At 44.2% G+C, this 22,229-nt stretch carries 25 protein-coding genes; 7 read left to right on the top strand and 18 right to left on the bottom strand.

The genetic code is table 11. The features are described from left to right. Positions 1-6: 6 nt before the first annotated feature. Positions 7-732 carry a pyridoxine 5'-phosphate synthase gene (locus tag OA79_RS03785; RefSeq protein WP_063331983.1) on the bottom strand — a complete coding sequence of 242 codons (726 nt, stop codon included), beginning with the start codon at positions 730-732 and terminating at the stop codon, positions 7-9. Positions 733-910: 178 nt separating this feature from the next. Here OA79_RS03785 and OA79_RS18520 point away from each other — a divergent pair, with 178 nt between their 5' ends. From OA79_RS18520 to OA79_RS03770, 4 genes are all read left to right on the top strand, one after another. Next, positions 911-1,042, top strand: coding sequence for a hypothetical protein (locus OA79_RS18520; protein WP_269447813.1), 132 nt, complete (start codon positions 911-913; stop codon positions 1,040-1,042). 9 nt (positions 1,043-1,051) lie between these two features. Next, the gene (locus tag OA79_RS03780; protein WP_063331882.1) at positions 1,052-1,726 is read left to right on the top strand and encodes a DNA-3-methyladenine glycosylase I; all 675 of its coding nucleotides are present in this window, start codon (positions 1,052-1,054) and stop codon (positions 1,724-1,726) included. A gap of 23 nt (positions 1,727-1,749) precedes the next feature. Next, a complete protein-coding gene (locus OA79_RS03775; protein WP_063331881.1) occupies positions 1,750-2,391 on the top strand; it encodes a DsbA family oxidoreductase in 642 nt (213 codons plus the stop codon). A 165-nt stretch (positions 2,392-2,556) separates the two neighbouring features. Next, the gene (locus tag OA79_RS03770; RefSeq protein ID WP_013795758.1) at positions 2,557-2,751 is read left to right on the top strand and encodes a (2Fe-2S)-binding protein; all 195 of its coding nucleotides are present in this window, start codon (positions 2,557-2,559) and stop codon (positions 2,749-2,751) included. A gap of 15 nt (positions 2,752-2,766) precedes the next feature. Here the strand turns inward: OA79_RS03770 and bfr (OA79_RS03765) are convergent, their stop codons facing one another. The 3 genes from bfr (OA79_RS03765) to parC all read right to left on the bottom strand — a co-directional run bounded on the left by bfr (OA79_RS03765) (position 2,767) and on the right by parC (position 6,121). Continuing rightward, complete coding sequence (gene bfr, locus OA79_RS03765) at positions 2,767-3,231, bottom strand: bacterioferritin (protein ID WP_063331880.1); 465 nt, start codon at positions 3,229-3,231, stop codon at positions 2,767-2,769. A 9-nt stretch (positions 3,232-3,240) separates the two neighbouring features. Next, positions 3,241-3,714 carry a bacterioferritin gene (gene bfr, locus OA79_RS03760; RefSeq protein WP_063331879.1) on the bottom strand — a complete coding sequence of 158 codons (474 nt, stop codon included), beginning with the start codon at positions 3,712-3,714 and terminating at the stop codon, positions 3,241-3,243. 103 nt (positions 3,715-3,817) lie between these two features. Continuing rightward, the gene (gene parC / locus OA79_RS03755) at positions 3,818-6,121 is read right to left on the bottom strand and encodes a DNA topoisomerase IV subunit A (protein ID WP_063331878.1); all 2,304 of its coding nucleotides are present in this window, start codon (positions 6,119-6,121) and stop codon (positions 3,818-3,820) included. A gap of 183 nt (positions 6,122-6,304) precedes the next feature. Here parC and OA79_RS03750 point away from each other — a divergent pair, with 183 nt between their 5' ends. Next, the gene (locus tag OA79_RS03750) at positions 6,305-7,015 is read left to right on the top strand and encodes a hypothetical protein (RefSeq protein ID WP_063331877.1); all 711 of its coding nucleotides are present in this window, start codon (positions 6,305-6,307) and stop codon (positions 7,013-7,015) included. Positions 7,016-7,033: 18 nt separating this feature from the next. Here the strand turns inward: OA79_RS03750 and OA79_RS03745 are convergent, their stop codons facing one another. The 13 genes from OA79_RS03745 to OA79_RS03685 form a co-directional block, all read right to left on the bottom strand. After that, complete coding sequence (locus OA79_RS03745) at positions 7,034-7,921, bottom strand: GNAT family N-acetyltransferase (protein WP_082825365.1); 888 nt, start codon at positions 7,919-7,921, stop codon at positions 7,034-7,036. Between the two features lie 443 nt (positions 7,922-8,364). Further along, a complete protein-coding gene (lipA, locus tag OA79_RS03740; protein WP_063331876.1) occupies positions 8,365-9,324 on the bottom strand; it encodes a lipoyl synthase in 960 nt (319 codons plus the stop codon). Position 9,325: 1 nt separating this feature from the next. Continuing rightward, positions 9,326-9,970 carry a lipoyl(octanoyl) transferase LipB gene (gene lipB / locus OA79_RS03735; RefSeq protein ID WP_063331875.1) on the bottom strand — a complete coding sequence of 215 codons (645 nt, stop codon included), beginning with the start codon at positions 9,968-9,970 and terminating at the stop codon, positions 9,326-9,328. Next, positions 9,971-10,276 (bottom strand): HP0495 family protein, encoded by a 306-nt coding sequence (locus OA79_RS03730; RefSeq protein ID WP_063331874.1) that lies wholly within the window; start codon positions 10,274-10,276, stop codon positions 9,971-9,973. Positions 10,277-10,300: 24 nt separating this feature from the next. Beyond that, the gene (locus tag OA79_RS03725) at positions 10,301-11,449 is read right to left on the bottom strand and encodes a D-alanyl-D-alanine carboxypeptidase family protein (protein WP_063331873.1); all 1,149 of its coding nucleotides are present in this window, start codon (positions 11,447-11,449) and stop codon (positions 10,301-10,303) included. Between the two features lie 82 nt (positions 11,450-11,531). Then, on the bottom strand, positions 11,532-12,458 hold the full coding sequence (locus OA79_RS03720; protein WP_063331872.1) for a septal ring lytic transglycosylase RlpA family protein: 927 nt from the start codon (positions 12,456-12,458) through the stop codon (positions 11,532-11,534). Further along, positions 12,445-13,500: a lytic murein transglycosylase B gene (gene mltB / locus OA79_RS03715; protein ID WP_063331871.1), complete on the bottom strand. Its 1,056-nt coding sequence runs from the start codon at positions 13,498-13,500 to the stop codon at positions 12,445-12,447. The genes OA79_RS03720 and mltB overlap by 14 nt, the downstream gene beginning before the upstream one ends. Beyond that, positions 13,500-14,621, bottom strand: coding sequence for a rod shape-determining protein RodA (rodA, locus tag OA79_RS03710; protein WP_063331870.1), 1,122 nt, complete (start codon positions 14,619-14,621; stop codon positions 13,500-13,502). The genes mltB and rodA overlap by 1 nt, the downstream gene beginning before the upstream one ends. Continuing rightward, positions 14,614-16,494 carry a penicillin-binding protein 2 gene (gene mrdA / locus OA79_RS03705; RefSeq protein ID WP_063331869.1) on the bottom strand — a complete coding sequence of 627 codons (1,881 nt, stop codon included), beginning with the start codon at positions 16,492-16,494 and terminating at the stop codon, positions 14,614-14,616. The genes rodA and mrdA overlap by 8 nt, the downstream gene beginning before the upstream one ends. Before the next feature lie 9 nt (positions 16,495-16,503). After that, entirely contained in the window at positions 16,504-16,971 is a 468-nt protein-coding gene (gene rlmH / locus OA79_RS03700) for a 23S rRNA (pseudouridine(1915)-N(3))-methyltransferase RlmH (RefSeq protein ID WP_013795744.1), read from the bottom strand. An 11-nt stretch (positions 16,972-16,982) separates the two neighbouring features. Further along, positions 16,983-17,336, bottom strand: a complete 354-nt coding sequence (gene rsfS, locus OA79_RS03695) for a ribosome silencing factor (RefSeq protein WP_013795743.1) — start codon at positions 17,334-17,336, stop codon at positions 16,983-16,985. 14 nt (positions 17,337-17,350) lie between these two features. Then, positions 17,351-18,016 (bottom strand): nicotinate-nucleotide adenylyltransferase, encoded by a 666-nt coding sequence (nadD, locus tag OA79_RS03690; protein ID WP_082825364.1) that lies wholly within the window; start codon positions 18,014-18,016, stop codon positions 17,351-17,353. Continuing rightward, positions 18,006-19,265, bottom strand: a complete 1,260-nt coding sequence (locus OA79_RS03685; RefSeq protein WP_063331867.1) for a glutamate-5-semialdehyde dehydrogenase — start codon at positions 19,263-19,265, stop codon at positions 18,006-18,008. Before OA79_RS03685 ends, nadD begins: the two co-directional genes overlap by 11 nt. Positions 19,266-19,396: 131 nt before the next feature. Between OA79_RS03685 and tsaA the strand changes: the two genes are divergently transcribed. Beyond that, complete coding sequence (tsaA, locus tag OA79_RS03680) at positions 19,397-20,119, top strand: tRNA (N6-threonylcarbamoyladenosine(37)-N6)-methyltransferase TrmO (protein WP_063331866.1); 723 nt, start codon at positions 19,397-19,399, stop codon at positions 20,117-20,119. Positions 20,120-20,127: 8 nt separating this feature from the next. Further along, complete coding sequence (locus tag OA79_RS03675) at positions 20,128-20,391, top strand: hypothetical protein (RefSeq protein WP_063331865.1); 264 nt, start codon at positions 20,128-20,130, stop codon at positions 20,389-20,391. Positions 20,392-20,524: 133 nt separating this feature from the next. Here the strand turns inward: OA79_RS03675 and rpsA are convergent, their stop codons facing one another. Further along, positions 20,525-22,207 (bottom strand): 30S ribosomal protein S1, encoded by a 1,683-nt coding sequence (gene rpsA / locus OA79_RS03670; protein WP_063331864.1) that lies wholly within the window; start codon positions 22,205-22,207, stop codon positions 20,525-20,527. Between the last annotated feature and the right edge of the window lie 22 nt (positions 22,208-22,229).

The raw sequence follows: 22,229 nt of genomic DNA, 5'->3' as shown, positions 1-22,229 counted from the left end.
ACCAAACTAAGATAGCTTCGCCAGATAAGCTTGTACGACCTGGTCCCAACCAAGGTCCAATGCCTCTGCTGTCAAAGCATGCCCAATTGACACTTCAGCAATATGACCCGGCGCGCACAAGGCTTCAACGTTATTCAGATCCAAATCGTGGCCCGCGTTCACCCCCAAACCGGCCATCACCGCCGCTTGCGCCGCCTGCTGATATTGAGCCAGCACCGCCTCCGCGCCTTCTGTGCCATAAGCATTAGCATAGGCTTCGGTATACAATTCAACCCGGTCAGCCCCTATGTCTTTCGCCAGTTGCATGTTTTCTGCTACTGGGTCCATAAACAGCACGACTCGAATGCCTTTCTGCTTGAGTTTTGCAATCACAGGGCGCAAAGCATCTTGATCACGAGCCAGATTCCAACCATGGTCTGAGGTTAATTGATTTGGATCATCCGGTACCAATGTGCATTGATGTGGCACCACTTCCTCAACCACTTCTAAGAATTTGGCATCAGGAAAGCCTTCTATATTCAACTCTGCAGATGGAAAACGTTTTAACAAATCTTTTAAATCATAAGCATCTTGATACGTTGCATGACGCTGATCTGGTCGTGGATGAATGGTGACACCAAAGGCGCCTAACGTTAGGGTACGTTCTGCCATTTCAACCATGTTTGGATAGTTGCGCCCACGGGAATTACGTAATAGACCAATTTTGTTCAGGTTAACGCTTAAATGTGTCATGCCATGTCTCTCGATTCGATCATTTTCGCGCATTATAAAACAAACTCTTCTTTCTCAATACTAAATCTCCTTAACTTCTGCCAAATCTACCACTCAGCTTATGATAAACTTGCCCAATAAAGAGGCCACCAGCAGCAAGCGCACAGGCTTTGTTATAGCTCGAAAATAGGACACCTTAATGCATTACGAACGCTTTGAAGACATTTATCAGCGTGCCGCCCAACGACATGGTGGCGAACGCGCCCTTGAACAGAGATTGTCTCGCCCCTTGAGCAGCAAGCGCACAGGCTTTGTTATAGCTCGAAAATAGGACACCTTAATGCATTACGAACGCTTTGAAGACATTTATCAGCGTGCCGCCCAACGACATGGTGGCGAACGCGCCCTTGAACAGAGATTGTCTCGCCCCTTGGCTAGTAACGAATTAAAAAATCATACGGATGATCGCTGGTTATCCGCCTTTAGTCAGAAAGTCTTTCAATCTGGTATTAGCTGGCAAGTTGTGCGTAATAAATGGTCCAATTTTGAAGAGGTGTTTTTCCATTTTGATATTGAAAAGATGCTTCTGATTCATGATGAAATGTGGGAAGAAAAAGCTAAAGATCAGCGCATCATCCGGCATTTAGGAAAAGTCATGACAATCCGTCAAAATGCTTTAATGATTCATGACAGCCAACAGAAGTACACTTCTTTTAGTCACTTTATTGCCGATTGGCCTAGCGATAACATTATTGGTTTGTGGCGACACCTTAAAAAGCACGGAGCTCGTTTAGGTGGCAATACTGGTCCCTATACCTTACGAGCAATGGGTAAAGACACTTTTTTACTTACAAAAGACGTAGAAGGCTATCTTCGCCATCATCAAATCATCACCACAGGAAAAGACACGCAATCGGCTTGGCAAGCCGCTCAGGACGCTTTTAACCACTGGCAGCAGCAAAGCGGACGATCCTATACAGAGATCAGCCAATGCCTCGCCCTAAGCATTAACTAACACGTTTACATTCAGGAGAACTCATGGCCGATCTTCGTATCGACATTATTTCAGACATCGTTTGCCCTTGGTGTTACCTAGGCTATTCCCGTTTAAAACAAGCCATCGATCAGCTTGGTGAAGATTACAAAATTGATATCCGTTGGCAGCCATTCGAATTGCACCCCGATATGCCATTATCCGGCGCGGATCGAGAAAGCTACTTAGGATCAAAATTTGGTAGTCAGGAAAAACTCAATGAAGTGAGCCACGCATTACAACATGTGGGGAAAGAGGCTGGGATTGAATTTAACTTTACTGAGAAAGACCAGATCCCTAACACCAAACTAACGCATCAGTTTGTCCTTGCGGCCAGCAAAGCAGGTCTGGCCACTCCTTATGTGCTTGCGCTGTTCCATGCTTACTTCACTCATGGCGAGAACATAGGACAGCAAGCCGTACTGGAAAAAATCGCTCTTGCGTCGGGTTTAAAAGACACCGACCTTGCTTATGCGATGAGCGATGAAGCCAAAACCTTAACGGAAAAAAAGCTCAAGCATTTGCGCAGCATGGACATCCAATCAGTGCCAACTTATGTCATCAATGATAAATACATGATACACGGTGCACATGACCCAGAATCCTTCTTAAAAGTACTCAACGACATTGCAGAAAAAGAGCACTAAAGCGGTCTTATCTGCATAAAAAATGGGAGGCAATCGGCCTCCCATTTTTTTCACTTCAAAAAAACTATCAATACTCTCAAGTTAATAAGAATTTTAATGTTGATAATCATTCACATTAAAAATAAAATCAAAACATATAAACACTAATGAGAGTAATTTTCATTCATGTACGTATGTATTTGTAACAAAGTCTCAGACAAAGACATCAAAGCTTCAATACAAGATGGCGCGACTACCATGCGTGCCCTGTACAAAGAGCACAGCATTGGTAGTCAATGTGGCAAGTGCTGCCAGTGCGCGAAACAAGTACTGAACCAAGAACTCATCAAAATAGCCGATAGCCAATTTCAAGTTGCTTGATGCTACTTTGTTTTATTACATTTGAGACTGTAGATAGTTTTCAATTCCTGAAGTTTTAATCAATTGTTGCTGCGTTTCCAGCCAATCAATCTGCTCTTCTTGCTCTTCCAGAATATTTTCCAAGGTATCACGGCTCATAAAATCAAGCTTTTGCTCACATAATTCAATGGCAGCTTTCACTGCACCAACCGTACCCAACTCAAATTCTAGATTCGCGGAAATCATTTCTTCGCTGTTTTCACCAATGCGAAGTCGACCTAAGTCTTGAAGGTTAGGCAAACCTTCTAAAAATAAAATACGCTCAATCAAACGATCCGCGTTTTTCATTTTTTGGATTGAGGTTTTGTAATCGGCTTTATCCAAAGCTGAAAAACCAAAGTCCTTAAACATACGAGCGTGAAGGAAATATTGGTTAATTCCTACTAACTCGTTCGCCAACACCTTATTTAAACTAGCAACAACGTCGCGATCACCTTTCATAGCCTGCTCCTAGTTACCCATCTGAGATTGGTAGTAGTTCTGCATGCCAATCTTATCCATTAGGCCAAGCTGCTGCTCCAACCAATAAACATGATCTTCTTCGGTATCAAACAGAAGCTTTTCTAGCGTCTCGCGAGTTTGATAGTCGCCTTCTTCTTCACAGATTTTAATCGCACCACGGACACTGCTAACGACTTCTAGCTCAAGTGTTAGATCATTCTGCATCATTGAACGAACATCGGACCCAACCAAAAGATCACGTCGTTTCGTCATGCAAGGCACGCCTTCCAAGAACAAAATACGCTTAATTAGCCAATCTGAGTGCTGAGTTTCTTCTTCCATTTCGTGATTCAAACGCTCATAAAGCTTGTTTAAACCCCAATCATCGTACATGCGAGAGTGAATGAAGTACTGATCAATTGCGGCCAGTTCATTAGCCAACAATGCATTCAGACTATCAATTACTTTCTGACTGCCTTTCATATTTCTCTCCTCACAAGTGGCGTTACTTAAACATTCAGTAACGCCGAGTTAACACCTTATCATTAGGTTGTGACCTAGGTGTTATTCAGTCACAACCAATTTCTTACCTTTCGAACAAATCTGCATCAGGGGTGGCCACAGTCGAAGTTACTTTGCCTTCGCCTACTTTCACTTCCAGACCATCAATTCGTTGGAAACCTCTTGGTAACTTCAAGCCACGACGGCCACGCTCTCCCATGTATTCTTGTAAGTCTTTTTCGGTAAAGTTCATAAAACGTTTACCAGACAAAGCCACCAACAAATCCTCGGGTTGAACACATGCCATCGCCACGACCAGCTCTTCGCCCTGCGCTGCACGAGCACTTGGGATACTGATCATCTTGTTGCCTTTACCTTTTGCCATCTGCGGCAATGAAGCGACGTCAAATACTAACATACGTCCCTCATTAGATATTGCAACAACTCGTCCCGTTTCTGTACTCGCGACCCCAACGGGTGACAAAACCTTAGCCCCTGCAGGCAGACTCAGAGTTGCCTTACCTGCTTTATTTTTAGCATACAAATCTTTCAATTGCGCAACAAAACCATAACCAGCATCACTGGCGACTAGGTAATGCGCCTCTTCTTTGTCTAACACCGCCGCAACAATCGTCGAGTCTTTCTCTAAAGAAATACGCCCCGTAATCGGCTCTCCTTGCCCACGTGCAGACGGCAGAGTATGCGCTTTAATAGAATAGGTTCGCCCATTCGACGCAAACAAGACTAACGTCTGATTTGAGCGACCTTTGGTGCTGATCAAGAATTCGTCACCAGACTTGTAACTTAAGCCTTGCACATCAATATCATGGCCTTTCGCCGCGCGTATCCAACCTTGTTTTGAAATCACCACAGTAATGGGATCATTCGACAACAGATCCTCTTCACTAAAAGCTTGAGCTTCTTTACGAGCAACTATTGGGGTACGGCGATCGTCACCAAACAGATCGACAGCCTCTTGTATTTCATCAGAAATAAGTTTTTTCAGCTTACGATCAGAAGACAATAAGCCTTCTAGCGTTTTACGCTCTTTCTCAAGTTCATCCTGCTCACTCTTGATGCGAATTTCTTCCAGTTTCGCCAAGTGACGCAACTTCAATTCAAGAATCGCTTCTGCTTGTATATCACTCAAGCCAAAGCGCGCCATTAACTCAACCTTGGGTTTGTCTTCATGACGAATGATTTCAATCACTTCATCAATGTTCAAATACGCGATCAACAAACCTTCTAAGATATGTAGACGGTTGAGTACTTTGTCCAAACGAAACTGCAGACGTTTGCGCACCACGTCGATTCGAAAACGCAGCCATTCAGACAAGAAATTCTTAAGTGGTTTAACCTGTGGCAAACCATCTAGTCCAATGACATTCATATTCACGCGATAGGACTTTTCCAAATCCGTTGTCGCAAACAAATGCGTCATCACAGAGTCAATATCAACACGGTTTGATTTAGGCACAATCACCAAACGAGTCGGGTTTTCATGATCTGATTCGTCACGAAGATCCACCACCATTGGTAGTTTTTTGGCTTGCATCTGAGCGGCAATTTGCTCAAGGATTTTACTACCTGACACTTGATGTGGCAGTTCAGTGATGACAATCTCACCTTCTTCCATTTCAAAACGAGCCCGGGCTTTAATCTGCCCTTTGCCAGTTTCGTATAATTTGACGATGTCGCTTTTTGGCGTAATGATCTCACCACCGGTCGGAAAATCCGGTCCTTGCACAAAATTCAACAAGTCTTCTAGATCGGCGTTAGGGTTATTCAACAAGTGAATACAGGCTTCCCCCACCTCTCTCAAGTTATGAGGCGGAATGTCCGTCGCCATACCAACCGCAATACCTGTAGTACCGTTCAACAATAGATTAGGCAGACGAGCAGGCAATACCGATGGCTCTTGTAGCGTTCCATCAAAGTTTGGTACCCAATCTACGGTACCTTGAGACACTTCTTTGAGTAATACATCGGCGTATTTTGACAGACGTGATTCGGTATAACGCATAGCCGCAAATGACTTAGGATCATCTGGAGCCCCCCAGTTACCTTGTCCATCCACTAATGGATAGCGATAAGAAAAAGGCTGCGCCATTAACACCATGGCTTCGTAACAGGCACTGTCACCATGTGGATGAAACTTACCCAATACATCCCCGACCGTACGTGCGGATTTTTTGTACTTAGCGGTTGCCTTAAGCCCCAGTTCACTCATGGCATAAATAATGCGACGTTGTACGGGTTTTAGACCATCTCCAATGTGAGGTAAAGCACGGTCTAGAATAACGTACATGGAGTAGTTCAAGTACGCTTTTTCGGTATAGTCTTTTAATGAAAGCGTTTCATTAGACTCAAAATTTGACAACTCACTCAAGGAAGCATTCCTTCTTCTATCGTTTAAATCTACAAGCTAACAGCATGGGTGCAACAATATGCTTTTTCTCTGGGCTCAACTATAAAGAATCTCCATGACACACTGCAACTCTCATGGCAAGATTCTAATGGTAAGGGCTATTTTCTCATGCTTTAATAGGATGGATCTAACAAAAGGTTCAAGATGGTGAGTCAAACAGACCATAATACACTCCCTGTTATCCAGCACCCTCTTTACGGTGAAAGCAAACGCAGCATTATACACCAACAAGAGGATGTTTTGATCGTCCATGAACACCTCAATCAAGCCGCGACACCTTCGCGACTTTACCGACCCGCTGACCATTGTTTTTGCTTCGTCATAAAAGGGGAAGTTCATCTGCAATCAGAGCAACACTCAGTAAATTTAAAACCCTACCAAGCGGTTTGGTTACCCATCCAGCAATCCAGTGTGCTTACTTTACTGACTCCCAATGCCACGCTTTGCACGATTCGATTCCCTAAAATGACTTTAACAAATCAACCTCAAACATTGCAGAAAGTCTCTACTGGCACCGTAGACTCAAAATTAGAAAAGAAACAAGTTCAAGTATGGCCACTATGGGAAAGTAACACGGCTCGAATTTGCATCGAGAAATACCCAGCCCATTATTCAGAAGCCCTTTACTATCAAAAAGCCGCCAGCCACTATGTTCTGCCTTTAAAAGGGTCTGCTTATTTGGCGAAAAAGAACGCCGCCGCCATTCCCTACACTGAATTTGGCCAGTTCATTCCAGCCAGATACACCAGCGGCATCATCAACCCAGACGATGATCATCTAATTACCCTGACGGTCATCGTTTCCCAACAACAAAAACTAAAAGGCCGTGTCATTGTCTTAAACCGCCCATCTTAAACCAATGAACAGGCTGAATTATCGTAAAATCAAAGCCATCAGAACATGATCTTCCCACTGCCCATTAATTTTCAAATAATCTCTGGCCATTCCTTCCTTTTCAAAGCCTAATTTCGCTAACACCGCTGCACTGCGTTCATTCCTAGGCATGTAGCCTGCCTGAATACGATCAATCTGTTGCTCTTTTTGCATATAACGAATGCCTGACGTCAGCATTTCATTCATTAGACCTTTACCCTGCTCACTTTCACGTAAGCTGTAACCCAATGTACAGGCTTGAAATACCCCCCGAACAATATTGGAGTAATTACTATAAGCCAACATCTTTGTCTCATCTGGTGTTAGTAAACACAGCACACACCCTTTATCCTCCAAAAAGTCACGACGCATCTCTCGCACTCTTAACTGACAGGTTTCAAGCGAATAGTAAGCCTCGTTTCTTAATGGCTCCCATGGCGCCAAAAAGTGCCTTTCGGAGTTGACATAATCATGCAGTAATTCCGCCTGGGATTCTTCTAAAATACGGAGTACACCACGAGGCGTTTTGATGATAGGAAAACGCGAGGTATGTAAATCAGCGTTAGCAGTTTTAAACGACATATCCTTAGTCACAACACAAGATTTAATCGAATACTCTTGATACCAAAAATGCTCTCCCAATGACAAGACCCTACGTAACATTTCATCTTCTTGCCACTCTTGTGCCGCCGCCTCAGTCTGCCAATAGGTAATGAGTGTATAAATCTCACCAAAGCTAGTCTCTTCGCCAAGATAATCCGGTTTATCTTTTGCCATCATAAGCAGTTTTTCAATCATAATTCGATGAGTCAGATCCTCCAGCATCAATTTCACTGAAAGCACGACCGCAAAATATTTTTGATTGCCAGTGGAACTAAATACGCTCATGAAGCCTCTTACTTAGGTAATGTGGGTTGTTGTTTGCGGGCCTTTAATCGGATTTCAATACACCGTTTAAATAAAAGTCGCGAAACTCTCATTTCTGACTATAGTTAATTGGCTATGTCTAAGTATAGGTTCTTTCATGTATTTCTTGTTATTTTCAGCAAGTTTAACGGCTAACTATGACGACCAATATACTAGATGCACGGCGTTATTTACCTCTTCACTGACCGTGCGAATGGATGCCCTTTATTAATGTTCCCCTTATATTGATAGAGATAAGGATAGCTTGATGCCCGCCGAGTGCGGGCTTTTTTTATGCTTTTTTAACAGAAACTAAAAGGCCTGAGTCCGATTAAATATCGAACTCAGGCCTTGGTAGCCACTTAGAAATGAGCCCAACTTTATGGATTCAATTCAAGCTTCGCTGTTGTATTCAGGCAAACGAATTACGAAACGCGTTCACCGTGTGCTTGTTTATCTGCATGATAAGAAGAACGCACTAGTGGTCCACAAGCTGCATGCTTGAATCCCAACTCTTTCGCCACTTCTTCATAGCGTGCGAACTCTTCTGGTGGTACGAAACGAGCCATTGGGAAATGGTGTTTAGAAGGCTGCAAATATTGACCAATGGTCAACATATCTACGTTATGAGCTCGCAAGTCTTTTAGCACTTCCACAATTTCTTCAAATGTTTCACCCATACCAACCATCAAACCTGACTTGGTTGGTACATCAGGACAACGATCTTTGAAGTTTTTCAATAGATCCAATGACCATTGATAATCAGACCCTGGACGAACTTGGCGATACAGACGAGGAATGGACTCTAGATTATGATTAAACACATCTGGTGGTGCTTGCTCTAGAGTATTAATCGCCACTTCCATACGGCCACGAAAGTCTGGTACCAATGTTTCAATCTCAATAGTTGGACTTTCAGCACGAGTTTCACGGATACAGTCAACAAAGTGCTGCGCACCACCGTCACGAAGATCATCACGATCCACTGACGTGATCACAACGTATTTCAACTTCATATCACGAATCGCCGCAGCCAACTCTTTTGGTTCGTCTTGACTTAAGGCATTTGGACGACCGTGCGCCACATCACAAAATGGACAACGACGAGTACAAATCTCACCCATGATCATAAAGGTCGCTGTACCATTACTGAAACATTCACCTAAATTTGGGCAGTTTGCCTCTTCACATACGGAAGCCAATTTGTGCTCACGCAGCGTGCTCTTAATACGAGCAATTTCCGGTGATGCAGGCATACGAACTCGAAGCCATTCTGGCTTACGAGGAATTTCTTCTGTTGGTACAATTTTAATTGGGATACGTGCCATCTTATCGGCGCCACGTAATTTCTCCCCTTGAACAACGCGTTTGCGTTCTGCTGTCATTCTAGTTCCACCCTTGTTGGATAGTCGGACTGGTATATCCGAGGTGTTCAGCCAGCTGATTGGCCAACTGAATTTTTGTATCTGATAACGACGCGCCAGTAAATAGACGCTTCATATCAACCATTTGTAGCCCCTGATAGCCACATGGATTGATGCGATTAAACGGTGTGAGGTCCATATCGACATTCAGTGCCAGCCCATGAAAAGAGCAGCCTCGTCTAACCCTTAAACCCAGTGATGCAATTTTCTTTTCATCAACATACACACCAGGCGCATCAGGCTTAGCGTAGGCCTCAATGCCATTCAACGCCAACACCTTAACGATTGAGCTTTCCAGTACAGACACAAGGTCTCTGACACCAATCCCCAACCGTTTTAGATCAATTAGAACATATGCAACCAGCTGCCCAGGACCATGATAAGTCACCTGACCACCACGATCAGCTTGATAAACAGGAATATCACCAGGCGCTAACAGATGCTCTTCTTTCCCAGCTTGCCCCTGAGTAAAAAGAGAGGGATGTTCCAACAACCAAATTTCGTCTGCATCATCCTTACTACGCACTTGGGTAAATTGCTTCATGCGCTCCCAAGTCGCTTCATACTCGACCACACCAAGGTCGCGACACACCAAACCTAACGTCATTTACATAACCATTTTTACAGCGTTGACTGACATCAAATCAGTGTGCAACGCTGATAATTGCGCTTCGCTTTGAGCTATGATGCGAAAACTGTAGCTTACGAAACGCCCTTTACTAGAACGGTTCATGCTTACGGCTTTAGGATCCATCTCTGGCGCATGCGTTTTAAAACACTCAACAATTTCCGCATGAACACCTTCCGCGTCCATGGTCACCACTTTCACCACATAGTTTTCACAAGGAAATTCAATTTTTGGCGCATCAGGCTGTTTACCTACCTGATCGCCGTCTTTCGTAATTAACGCCATGTCTTTACCATCGCCCAATTGAGCTTAAAATAAGTTCGCAAAGAAAAGTCTGATTTTATCAAACATACGCTTGAAGAAACCACCTTCTTCAACGGCTTCCAAGGCAACCACAGGTTGCTCAAGCAGAATATTTCCTTCTGTACCAACAATCACTTTACCTAATACGTCACCAACGGCGATTGGGGCTGTAATTTCTTTCATCATATCCAGTGTTGCAGGTAATGAATCACCTTGTTGACGAGGAATGGTTACTAACACATCTTCAGCAAAACCGACTTTTACATTTGATTGGCTTCCGCCCCAAACTTTAGCGTTGTTGACCACTTGACCACGGCTATACAGTTTACGAGTCTCGTAGTAACGGAAACCGTAATCTAATAGTTTTTGAGACTCTGTCGCACGAGCTTGATCTGATTTTGTCCCCATCACAACGGTAATCAAACGTGTGCCATTGCGCACAGCAGAAGCCGCCAAACAATAACCGGCTTCTTCAGTGTGACCCGTTTTCAAACCATCAACAGTTTTGTCACGCCATAATAATTTATTGCGATTGGGTTGTTTGATGTTGTTGTACGTGAATTCTTTTTCAGCATACATTTTGTAGTTCTCTGGGAACTGCAAAATGGTCGCACGAGATAACTTGGCAAGATCGTGAGCACTGGAGTAATGTCCTTCAGCGGGAAAACCTGTGGCATTCACAAAATGCGAGTTTTTCATACCCAAAAGCTGTGCATGTTGATTCATTAAATCGGCAAACGCTGACTCACTGCCCGCTACGTATTCAGCCGCAGCCACACTAGCATCGTTACCAGACTGGATGATGATCCCACGCATCAGATCTTCCAAAGACACTCGCGTGCCTTCACGAATGAACATGCGCGAACCTTCCATGCGCCATGCTTTTTCACTGACACTGACCTGATCGCTAAAAGACAAGTTACCACGAGCCAATTCATATTCGATGATATAGGCCGTCATCAGCTTGGTTAGACTCGCTGGCGGTAACTCTTCGTCAGCATTATGAGACACCAACACGTCCCCCGTGTAAGCATCCATTAAGATATAACTACTAGCAGACAGTTGTGGTGGAGTAGGAATCAATGAAGGAGCGGCCGAAACAGGCGTAGATACAAGGCCAAATACAATCGATAAAGTCGCGAGAAGTTTTTTCATATCAAAAAATGTCGTCTTCCAAAAAAATGTTCGTGAATAATACTAGAGCATAGATAGAATCTCTAGCCCAAACCTAGTGACTTTAAGGCACCAAAGCCACTCTTACCGGACTTCCAAATCCACTTTCTTGTAGTTTTCCTTGCCACTTTTGTAACTCTTCCATCTCTTTATAAGGTCCTACTAAGACTTTATAAAGACCATCCCCTTGTTTATTAACCTCCACACGAACACTCGTATCAAAGGTTTCGAACAAGCGTCGTTTTAATGTCTCAGCCGAGGCCTCGCTACTAAAGGCACCAAGCTGCAAATGTGTAAAAACAAGGTCAGGTGTGCTCGCATCCGCTCCTTTAGAAACGGCAGAAGCCTTATTTGGCAGGGCTTGAGGCGTCTCAGTACGCACGTCATCTGCAGCATAAGTTTCACCTCTAGCTGGTGTGATGGCCTCAATACGTACTCTTGCCAGCCCTTTTTTATGGTAGTCCAGTCGCACCGCTGCCGCATAGGAAAGGTCAATCAAACGATCACCATGGAATGGCCCTCGATCATTCACCCTAACGATGACCGAACGGTTATTGTCCAGATTTGTCACTTTCAGGTAGGTTGGCAGGGGTAAGGATTTATGCGCTGCTGAAAAGGCGTACATATCATATATTTCCCCATTTGAGGTTTTATGACCATGAAACTTCTTACCATACCAAGAGGCCGTCCCCTCAGCGGTATAACCTTTAGCAGAATCCATTACCCAATATTTTTTCCCCCAAACCTCATACGGGTTTTTATTTCCACCGCGGCTTTTGGCTTCCCATTTCGGCACTAAATCCGGTAAATGGTCTACTTTAACATCACCACTTGGGGCATGGTCCTGAAGAATACTATAACGACCACCACCAGAAGCCTTATCAAAATCGATGTCATTGTCATCATGACCAAGCACATGACGAGTGCTCATACAGCCACTTAAGATAAGTGAGCAAATACTGATCAATAACAGCAGTTTACTTTGCTTCATAAGCCCCTATACTTTTCGCTAATTCCAAAACTGACATGGCATAACGGCGACTAGGGTTGTAATCCATTACCGTGAAAAAATTTTCATAGGCTAACCAGTACGACACCTCATTCGGCGAGGTTCGTAAGCCAATCAAGCCGGTTTTATTAATAACAAACGGCTGGGTTGGCAACACATTCACCGCCGACCATTCAGTCATGTTCTTACTAGGAGAACGCCCTTTATTGACTTGCTCTTCAACCGTAGCCAAATCCGCGACTTGTGCCGTAACAAACCAAGGTTGATCTGTTGTCCAACCATGGTGTTTTAAGTAATTCGCCACACTGCCGATGGCATCCGCTTCTGAGTGCCATAAATCGATGTGACCATCTTGATCGTAATCCAGCGCCAATTTTTGGTAATTGCTGGGCATGAACTGAACCATGCCCATGGCACCACTGTATGACCCTTTTGTGTCGCCAATGTTCCAACCTTCTTCACGAGCAAGCAATAAATACGCTTCTAATTCGCTTTGAAAGTAGGTTTCGCGTCTTGGGTAATCAAATGCAAGTGTGGTTAAGGATGTGAACACGTCTTTCGAACCGGTAATGCGACCGTAGTATGTTTCCACACCGATCAGTGCCACCACAACATGTGGGTCAATGCCAAACTCTTGCTCGGCCTTGTTCAACCACTTGGCATTGCGCAGAGCAAACTTTTGCCCAGCCCTCATACGATCTTGATTAACAAAACGTGTTTTATATTGGTAGTAAGGAATTAACACTTCTGGTTGATTGTCAGACTTTTCAATCACTTTGGGACGGCGTTTGATGTGAGAAAACGCCAATTCCAACGTTTTTCTATCGTAACCATGTTGTGACGCCATTTTGTCAATAAAAGCTTGTACTGACGGATTACCGGCATAAGAATCCGCCCATTCTTTGGGCTTATCTTCAAGCAAGGCATTACTCACTCCTGAGTTAGCTGGCAAATCCTTCTGCTCAACAGCGCTACATGCCGTTAAACCAATGGCCACAATTACCGAAGCTGCTAGCTTAATCATTATCTCGCTCTTTTATGTGTTTGAATCGACATTAAAATTCCAAACGTCGCCATAATGGTAATGATGGAAGTACCACCATAACTGACTAGAGGTAAGGGTACCCCAACTACAGGCAAAATTCCTGAAACCATACCAATATTTACAAACATATAAACAAAAAATGTCAGAGTAAGACTGCCCGCTAACAAACGGGCATAGTTATCTTCGGCCATGGCTGCGACGTATAAACCTCGGGCAATAACCAATAGATAAGCACAGATCAATAATCCACACCCAAGCATGCCAAATTCTTCCGCCAAGACAGCAATGATAAAGTCCGTATGACTTTCTGGTAAGAAATCCAGCTGAGCCTGCGTCCCTTCCAACCAACCTTTACCGTACAAACCGCCCGAGCCGATGGCCGTTTTTGACTGAATAATATTCCATCCTGAACCAAGCGGGTCACTTTCTGGATTCAAAAACGTCAACACACGTTGCTTTTGATAATCATGCATGACCTGCCACAAGATATAGCCTGCAATAGGTGCCAATGACGCGGCCCCTAAAATATAACGCCAGCCAAGTCCCGCCAAAAACAACGCAAAGATACCAGACACTGCGACCAGCAAGGAGGTTCCCAAGTCGGGTTGCTTAGCAATCAACAAGACAGGCATCACAATTAATCCGATGACCGTCAAGATCTGCTTAAAACTAGGAGGCAAAGCCCTATTAGAAAAATACCAAGCGACCATCATCGGCATGACAATCTTCATAATTTCAGACGGCTGAAAACGCAAACCGCCTGGCAAAGATAGCCAACGTTGAGCGCCCTTTGCGCCAACCCCAAACATCAATACACCAATAAGCAAAAAAACAATAAAAACATACAAGGCAGGTGAGGCCCGGCGCATGTATTTAGGCGGTAATTGCGCTAATACCAAACACACCATCATCCCCACAGCAAAACGAAAAACTTGTCGTTCCACCATGGCGACATTCTGACCTGATGCGGAATACAGCACAAACAGGCCACCGCCAATCAACAGCAACAAGGAACCAATCAGCAAAATGTCGATGTGAACTAACTGCCAAAGCCGAGCATTGGCAAAGGTCAGCATGCGACGATACAAACTCTCACTCATTGCCTTTCCCTTTTAAATAATCATAGTGCGGTGGGTACTTATCATAGAGGTAAGCATCAAACAGTTTTTTACTCAGATCGGCGGGTTTAGAGCTACTCCCCCCATTTTCGAAAATAGCAAAGACCGAAATCTTCGGTGCTTTTGCAGGCGCAAAACCAATGAACAAAGCATGGTCATGAAGACGCTTTTCCAGTTTTTCAGAATCATACTCTTCGTCTTCTTGAAGACTAAACACTTGTCCTGTTCCTGTTTTGCCTGCGATATCGTATTTGGTTCCCTGCAGTCGTCGTGCGGTTCCCAACGAATCGGTAATCACTTTGCGCATGGCGTTCACCATCCGCTCCCAATTACCTTGATCCTTGAGAATAATATCGTGCTCGCCACCCAAATCGCCTTCAAACTGAGCCGCCTCATTACCAATCTTGTCGGCCATACGCGGATAAAAATAACGACCTCGACTCGCCAAAGCAGACGTGGCTGAGGCAATTTGCATAGGCGTTGCCACCATAAACCCCTGCCCAATCCCCACGTTAACCGAGTCTCCTGGATACCAAGGCTCATTATATTTGGCTTTTTTCCACTCGTTAGACGGCAACAATCCAGAACTGTCGCCGTTCAAATCCAATAAGGTACTGCGACCAAAGCCAAAACGGGAAAGAAAATTATGAATGGGCGTGATGCCCATTTTATTGGCCAGCTGATAATAATAGGTATCAACCGACTCAATAATAGAACGCTCTAAGTTAATCCAACCATGACCCGTTCGTTTCCAATCTCGATAACGACGACCATCTGGATTGATCTGATAATACCCTTTAGCAAAATATCGTTCAGTCCAAGAAGCAAAGCCATAATCTAAGCCCGCCAACGCCATGAAAGGCTTAATGGTCGAAGCGGGTGGATAACCACCACGCAAAGCTCGGTTAAACAAAGGCAGCTTTTTGGACTGTCTAAGGGTCGAATAATCCGCGACTGAAATACCACGAACGAATAAATTGGGATCGAAGCCCGGCTTAGAGACCAAGGCAAGAATACCGCCAGTTTCAGGGTCAATCGCCACTACAGAGCCTTTATAATCCCCTAATAAATCATAGGCATATTGCTGCAGACGAGCATCCAAATACAGGTGCAGATCTTTACCCGGCACAGGAGACTGACGCTCCAATTGAGACATGATACGACCACGAGCATTGACTTCGACTTTACTAAAACCTGCTTCGCCAAACAGCTCTTTCTCATAAAAGCCTTCTATGCCCGTTTTACCTATAAACAAAGCGCCCTGATAAGCTTGCTGATCAACACGCTTTAAATCATTGGCGGTAATTCGCCCCACGTACCCTATTGCATGAGCAAAAGCTTCACCATATGGATAGTAACGGGTTAACTGCGCCTCAACCTGCACGCCATCCAAGCGATAAAGATCAACCGAAACGCGTGCCCATTCTTCGTCCGTTAATTGAGATTTTAGGGTGATGGATTGATAAGGACGACGATATTCCCTCAAACGGATGTCAAAATTTTCCCATTCACTATCAGAAATATCGATGATGCTAGACAATGCTTTTTTTAGCTCGATAAAATCCTCAACCCGTTCAGGCGTCACAGTCAAACTGTGAATAGGACGATTATCCGCCAGCACCAAACCATTGCGGTCATAGATTAAACCACGAGGAGGCGGATCGGTAACCAGCATAACCCGGTTGTCATCGGCTTTGGTTTGGTACAAGTCGTATTCAATTACCTGTAGGTAAAATAGACGAGCCATCAAAATACAGACGAGAACTATGACAAAAATCGCAGCGGCAATCACCCTATGCTGGGTGAGGCGCTGCTCTTGACGATAATTACGAAATTGCTGATGTTGACGACTCACCTACGACACCTACCTGTGATACGGATGATTGTTCATTAGAGTCCAAGCTCGATATATTTGCTCGGCCAATATGATTCTCACCATAGGGTGAGGAAGGGTAAGACGCGATAAGGACCAGACTTGATCTGCTCGTGCAGTGCACCTTGGGTCTAAACCATCAGGCCCACCAACCAACAAAGAGACATTATAGCCATCCATGCGCCATTGTCCGGTTTGGTCTGCTAACTGCTCAGTTGACCACTCTTTACCCAAAACCTCCATCGCAATGACTTTGTCACCAGCTGGAATCGCATCCAACATGGCATCGCCTTCTTTGCGAATGGCTTTCGCTATGTCAGTATTTTTACCCCGTGGCGACATTGGAATCTCCACAGTTTCTAACGCAAAATCTTTCGGAAGACGCTTAGCATAGTCCTCATAACCCTGGACAACCCATTTGGGCATTTTGTTTCCGACAGCAATCAATCGCACACGCATCTAACGAAGCCTTATCTTTCTTCTGGCTTAATATCCCATAACTTTTCTAGATCGTAGAAAGTACGAGCTTCTTCTGTCATCACATGCACCACAACGTCATGCAGATCCACTAGCACCCAATCACTTCCCATATCACGACCTTCTGTACCTAAAGGCTGCAAGCCCTTTTGCTTTAGAAATTCGAACACATTTTGACCCAATGAGTGAACGTGTCTTTTCGAGGTACCGGTACAAATGACCATGTAGTCCATCATGTCTGTATGATCTGCTACATTCAACACAGTGATCTTGTCACCTTTGACATCTTCTAACGCTTCGACAGCAAAGGCTAAGATTTGATCCGCTGTGAGATTAATTTGACTCATATATTTACATTTTCCTATCGGTATAGTTGATTTGTTTCTATGTAGTTTTGTACGGGCTCGGGCAATAAATACGCTATGGACTTATTCTTCCTCGCTAACGATCGAATCATGCTAGAAGAAATGCCCAATGGCGTTAAGGTTTCAAACCAGACTAGCCCTGACGGCTTGCATTGTAACTCATGCGGCGAGGCGGCACGATAGTTTTCACTAAAGCGACTTAACTCAGAAATCAGATCCGGCTCCCAACCTGGACGAGACACCACAAACAAGTGCGCAAATTTGATTAGGTCTTGCCAATTATGCCAAGTGGGTAAAGACAGAAAACTGTCCATGCCCAACACCATCACTAAAGGCTCATCTGGACCAATTTCAGCACGAATATCCCGCAAAGTATCAGCGGTATAACTCGGCCCTTCACGGGTTATTTCCCGATCATCGACCAACAAGCCATCATGACTACTAATGGCCAGCTTGACCATATCTAATCGCTGCTGAGGGGTAATGCTAGGCTGTCTTTTGTGCACGGGCTGAAAACACGGAATTAGCCTTAAACTGGCATAATGGTAACCGTCTAAGATATCCACTGCGGTGCGCAAATGACCATTATGAATAGGATCAAATGTGCCCCCCATAATGGCCACGCCTTTTTTCTTAAGAGCGGTGCTTGAATCAATTGTCACGGGTATGGCCATCACCCAGCACGATGTATTTCTGACTGGTCAAACCGATTAAACCAACCGGCCCACGAGCATGTATTTTATCCGTTGAAATACCAATTTCAGCGCCAAAACCGTACTCAAAACCATCTGCAAAAGCGGTTGAAGCATTCACCATAACCGACGAGGAATCGACCTCTGTCATGAAAGCCCGACTTTTTGTGTAGTTCTGAGTCACTATGGCATCCGTGTGGTGAGAACCATATTTATTAATATGAGCAATCGCCTCATCCATATCCTCAACGACTTTGATTGATAATTTAGGGGCGGTGTATTCTGTGTACCAATCGTCCTCAGTGGCCACGCCAACTTTATCTGACAACGCTTGCGTGGCAGGACAACCTAGTAATTCCACCCCTTTTTCTTCAAAGGTTGTCAGAATACGAGGGAAAAAATCCGCGGCGATGTCCTTATGCAACAACAAAGACTCCATCGCATTACACACACCGTAACGACGGGTTTTAGCATTAATAACAATCTTGTGGGCTTTATCAAAATCCGCTTCGTCATCGACATAGACATGGCAATTACCATCAAGGTGCTTAATCACTGGGACTCGCGCATCAACACTAATGCGTTCAATCAAGCCCTTGCCACCACGAGGGACAATGACATCAACAAATTCCGGCATGGTAATCAGCTTACCCACCGCCGCTCGATCCGTGGTGTTGATCACCTGCACTGCGGTCGCCGGCAAACCGACTTTTTCCAACCCCGCTGAAATGGCCGCGGCAATCATCTGATTAGAATAAAACGCTTCTGAACCACCACGTAAAATCGTTGCATTACCCGATTTCAAACACAAGCTGGCCGCATCAATGGTTACATTAGGACGAGACTCATAAATAATGCCGACCACGCCGAGTGGCACTCGCATTTGACCTCGCTGAATACCAGAAGGCAAATACGCCATATCGGAAATTTCACCCACAGGATCCGACAGTGAAGCCACTTGTTTTAGGCCTTCAATCATACTGTCAATACGCACATCTGTGAGCAGCAAGCGATCCAACATTGCGGTATCCAAACCCTTTTCTTCACCGCTTTTCATGTCTTTCGCATTTTCTTCAATCAATTTGGGGCGAGCAACTTCCAACGCTTCAGCCATGGCAAAGAGAGCCATGTTTTTTTGTTCCGTTGACGCCTTAGCAAGCAAACGTGACGCCGCCCTTGCCTGCTGTCCAATTTGATTCATATACGATTCTAAAGACATTTTTCATCTCAAACTAAATAATAAAAAATACGCATCTGACCACAAAATCTGTCAAATACCTCTATGCGAAACAGTATACTATCACAATATATTTATTCATCCCGTGCAGTTTTACATGAAAGGATCCAAACGTGCCCTCAACTGACGCCTTCCAATTCTCCAGCATTGGCATTGTCCACTCGTGTTACCAAGAAAAATTTGGCATCCCTAGACAGCCCGGGCTCGTCACCATGGCTACCGCGCAACTGGAATTGCTGCCACCCTATAATCGACTTGATACACTGGATGGCATCGAAGCCTATTCTCACATTTGGGTGCAGTTCGTATTTCACGCCTGCATCAGCGAAGGTTGGAAAGCCAAAGTACGACCACCCAGATTAGGCGGAAAAAGCAAAATGGGCGTCTTTGCCACAAGGTCAACGCATCGCCCAAACCCCATTGGATTATCCGTAGTCAAAATAGGCAAGATACACCAACAAGATAAACGCATTTTGATTGATCTTCATGGTGCCGATCTACTGGATGGCACCCCTATCCTAGACATAAAGCCCTATTTACCCTATTCAGATTGCCTTCCTCAAGCGACCAGTTCATTTACGCCAACGACAGAAAGAAGCCAACCTAAACCCGTCGTATTTACCGAAAAAGCACAACAGCAATGTGCCGCTTTTTCAGCCAACTTAGAAAAAGACCTATATACTTTAATTACACAAATCATAGAACAAGACCCAAGACCCTCTTATTTAGCCAATCAAATCGATCGAGAACACGGCATCAGCCTGTGGGATTTAAACATTAGATGGCAAGCAAAGGATCAATATTTCGAAATCATCGAAATTGAACAAGTGAAGTGAGGTTAAGTATGATCAAAAAACAATTTTTAAATACTTATAAGAAAATCAACCAACTTGACCCAAAGAATGTCCGTCAAGATCCAATCCCTGACGAGCCTACAGCGAACATTTATCGATCAAAAGAAGATGAAAAGCTAATTAAAGATTTCCATTATGCGAAGTTCCAAGAAAACTTAAGTAAAACCAAGAAAAACAATAAGTTAAAAATATTGATTAAAAAAGATGAGTGGGACGAAGAGGACGTAAAAGCACTTTTAGACTCGTTAAATTGAGCTTAGGCTAGCTATACCCATGGTTATCCACATGTTCTGTGTATAGTTTTATTGTCAAGATTATCCATCAAAAAATACGCATAAAAAAAGCGAGCCAGAGGCTCGCTTTTTCATCAAGACGAAAGAGTAAAAATTACTCTTGGCCTTCCAATTGTGCTTTGATCAAATCACCGATAGTGGTTGGACCATTTGCTTCAACTTGTTGCTTCTCAGAATGAGACTTCATCGCCGCTTTTTCTTCAGTAGCATCTTTCTGCTTGATAGAAAGCGTGATAGTGCGAGCTTTACGATCAACGTTAATGATCGCCGCTTCTACAGAGTCACCCTCTTTAAGAGCCGTTGTTGCATCTTCAACACGTTCGCGGCTGATTTCAGATACTTTAAGAGTCGCTTCAACACCTTCAGAAAGTGTTACAACAGCGCCTTTAGCATCAACTTCAGAAACAGTACCATTTACGATAGTGCCTTTGTCGTTTTCAGCAACGTAAGCTAGGAAAGGATCTTCTTCTAGTTGTTTAACACCTAGAGAGATACGCTCGCGCTCAGCATCGATAGACAATACAACTGTTTCTAGCATATCGCCTTTCTTGTATTGACGAACCGCTTCTTCACCAGCTTCATCCCAAGATAGGTCAGATAGGTGAACTAGACCGTCAATGCCGCCGTCAAGACCGATGAACACACCGAAGTCAGTGATAGACTTGATGGCACCAGAGATCTTATCGCCTTTGTTGAAAGAAGTAGCAAATTCTTCCCATGGGTTCATTGTGCACTGCTTGATACCCAAAGAGATACGACGACGTTCTTCGTCGATATCAAGAACCATAACCTCAACTTCGTCGCCAATTTGGACAACTTTAGATGGGTGGATGTTCTTGTTAGTCCAGTCCATTTCAGAAACATGAACAAGACCTTCAACACCCTCTTCCAACTCGGCGAAACAACCGTAGTCAGTCAAGTTAGTAACTTTAGCCGTTACTTTAGTGTTTTCTGGGTAACGGGCTTTGATTGCAACCCATGGATCTTCACCCAACTGCTTAAGCCCTAGTGATACACGGTTACGCTCACGGTCGAACTTAAGAACTTTAACATCGATCTCATCGCCAACAGCAATGATTTCGCTTGGGTGCTTAATGCGTTTCCAAGCCATGTCAGTGATGTGTAGAAGACCATCAACACCACCAAGATCAACGAATGCACCGTAGTCAGTAAGGTTCTTAACGATACCTTTAACTTCTTGACCTTCTTCAAGAGAAGCAAGCAATGTTTCACGTTCAGCGCTGTTAGTCGCTTCCATAACGGCACGACGAGAAACAACAACGTTGTTACGTTTTTGATCAAGCTTGATAAGTTTGAACTCTAGATCCACACCTTCCAAGTGAGACGTGTCGCGGATTGGACGAACATCTACCAAAGAACCAGGCAAGAAAGCACGGATGTTAGCGATATCAACAGTGAAGCCACCTTTGACCTTACCGTTAATCACACCGTTAACGATGGCATTTTCTTCGTAAGCTTTTTCAAGCACAGACCAAGTCTCTGCACGCTTAGCTTTTTCACGAGACAATTTAGTCTCACCGAAACCATCTTCAACAGCGTCAAGTGCAACTTTAACTTCGTCACCGATGTTTAAGTTGAACTCACCACTTTCCGTTAGGAACTGAGAACGAGGAATTACGCCTTCAGATTTAAGACCTGCATGAACAGTTACCCATTCATTGTCGATATCAACAATGATACCAGTAACAATTGAGCCTGGCGCCATTTCAACGCTTTGTAGGCTTTCTTCAAACAGTTCTGCGAAGCTTTGAGTCATTGTATTTCCTATATAATCGACC

This window comes from Marinomonas sp. TW1 (assembly GCF_001625355.1).
In the GTDB taxonomy this organism is placed as follows: domain Bacteria; phylum Pseudomonadota; class Gammaproteobacteria; order Pseudomonadales; family Marinomonadaceae; genus Marinomonas.
The sequence above is the reverse complement of the archived record's forward strand: the minus strand, read 5'-3'. Positions and strand labels throughout refer to the sequence as shown.